The organism is Roseovarius halophilus (ex Wu et al. 2025) (assembly GCF_047086965.1).
This window is the reverse complement of the sequence record NZ_JBKOTX010000412.1, coordinates 1-2,058: the sequence shown is the minus strand read 5'-3', so window position 1 is coordinate 2,058 and position 2,058 is coordinate 1. Positions and strand designations below refer to the sequence as shown.

At 72.2% G+C, this 2,058-nt stretch carries 2 protein-coding genes; both read right to left on the bottom strand.

Annotated elements, in window-relative coordinates:
- The coding region (locus tag ACH107_RS32275) for a DUF2793 domain-containing protein (RefSeq protein WP_412509696.1) at nt 1–725 on the bottom strand (725 nt) is incomplete at its 3' end.
- 79 nt (nt 726–804) lie between these two features.
- A partial coding sequence (locus tag ACH107_RS32270) for a glycosyltransferase family 2 protein (protein WP_412509695.1) occupies nt 805–2,058 on the bottom strand: 1,254 nt, incomplete at its 5' end.

Genomic DNA, 2,058 nt, shown 5'->3' with positions numbered 1-2,058 from the left:
GGTTGCGACAACACCCCACCCGTGAAAGAGCCGAGGCCATGCGCCTCATTGAGCAAAGCCCGGCCCGGGGTCGTGTCTTCGGGGCCGGATTGTACCGCCTCGCCACCCAAGAACCCGGTCAACGCGTTGAACCGCAGCGCCTCGGCCCAGCTGCTCCCGTCGGGGCTGACCTTGATCGAGAAATCGTTCTGCCCGGCCAGCCCCATCTCGGCATGGCCCGTGAAGCCCGACTGGAAGAGCACGCTGGCCGTCTCCCCCGCCCCGGCCTTGTTGACCTTGAGCCGGTGCCCCGCGCCGCCATGGCTGAGCAGCGTGGCGGGCCCGGCCACTGTCAGCCGGTTGGCGGCATCAGCCTCGGCCCCGAGGCCGAGACGGTCGAGCCGGTCCGGCCCTGTCTGCCACGTGCCGTCGCGGTAGATCCGCAGCGCGGCGCCATCCGCCGCGACGGCGAGCCAGCCTGCCTGCGGATCGAGAAAGACCCAGCTGTCGCCGGTGAACGCGGCCAGCCGGCCGTCCTGTCCGGCCCAGGCCCCCTCGGCGCCTTCGCCGAGCGCGTAGAGCGCGCCGGGCGCCGGGGCCTCGGGCGGCGTCGTTGCCTCGAAAGCCGTCACCCGCATCTGCACGAGCAGGTCGAGCCGTTCCAGCGCCTCGTTATGGGTGACGTGTTTCTGGGCCTGCGCCGGGGCGATGAAGGGCAGGGCAAGACGGGTGGACAGGTCGGACATCACGGTCTCCTTGGAAAAAGGCCGCGGGGAGAGTCCGGGGGGCGGGTTTGAGGACGCGTAAGCGCGCCGGGCGGCCTGTTTACCCGTCGCCCGGGACAGCCCCGGGGGCCAGGACCTGCCGGTCGCCGTCGCGGACATGCGGCAGGTAGCGATGCGGATCCGGCACATCCTGCCCGGGCAGGCGGCGGTAGAGGGCGCAGCGCGCCCGCTCGCCGTAACACAGCACGCGCAGGGCGGCGCCATCGACGCGGCCGCGCAGAAGCGGATGCAGCGCAAGTCCCCCCTCGGCGGGCATGGCGGTGGCGTAAAGCGGCACCAGCCCGGCCGTCCGGCCCGCGGCCCGGTCGTCGTCGAGCCAGCCCAGCAGCGTGTCGAGAGCGGCGTCATGCACCGTCATCAGGCCGGCATAGACCCTGTCGAGGGCGATTTCCCGCCGCGCGGCGGCCCGGTCGCGCAGGATGGCCGGCGCCGGGAAGGGGCGCGGCCCGCCAGGCGGGTAGAAAAGATGCCCCGCCGTGGCATGGTGGTGCTGCTGCGCCTCGTGATATTCACGCCGCGCGCCGTAATAGAAGCTGCCCATCCCGGTGGCGCCGTCCGCGGTGGCGCTGCCCGTGCTGTCGCGCTGCAGCGCCACGGGGCCGGTTTCGAGGGCGGCCACGGCGGTTTCCCCGAAAAGCCGCCGCACCCGGCGCAGCAACTCGCTGTCGGCGGAGACGCGCACATCGTCCCAACCGCCGAGGCAACCGTGCACCAGCTCGGTGGGCAGCATCAGCGAGGTCATGTTCTCGAAGACAAGCTCGCCGGTGCCCGTCCAGCGGCTGACCCGCAGGTCGGGCAGGCAGCGCGCCTGCTGGCCGAGACACCCGGCGAAACCGGGATTTTCAAGCAGGAATCGTGCCTGCCGCGCCAGGCGTTCGGGATGTGACCAGTCATCGGCGTCATGCAGGGTGAGAAACCGCCCCCGCGCCTCGGCCAGCCCGGCATTGCGCGCGCCGTAGGCGCCGCGGTTTTGCGACAGCGGGATCAGCCGGATGCGCGGATCACGGACGGCTTCGGCCGCCACGACCCGGGCGGTGCCGTCGGTACTGGCATCGTCGATCACCAGCAGCTCGAAATCGCGCCAGCTTTGTGCCTGCATCGCCCGCAGTGCCGTGGCGATGGTATCTTCGCAGTCATGCGCGGCCATCAGCACGCTGACAAGCGGCCGCTCACCCGAGGGACCCGCCGGCGGGGTGGCGGGGATCAGCCGGTCGAGCGCCGCGCCCGTCCCGTCGCTGAGCGTGACCGGCGACAGGCCCGCCTGCGCCAGCGCCGCGTTGAGGCAGGCAAGCCG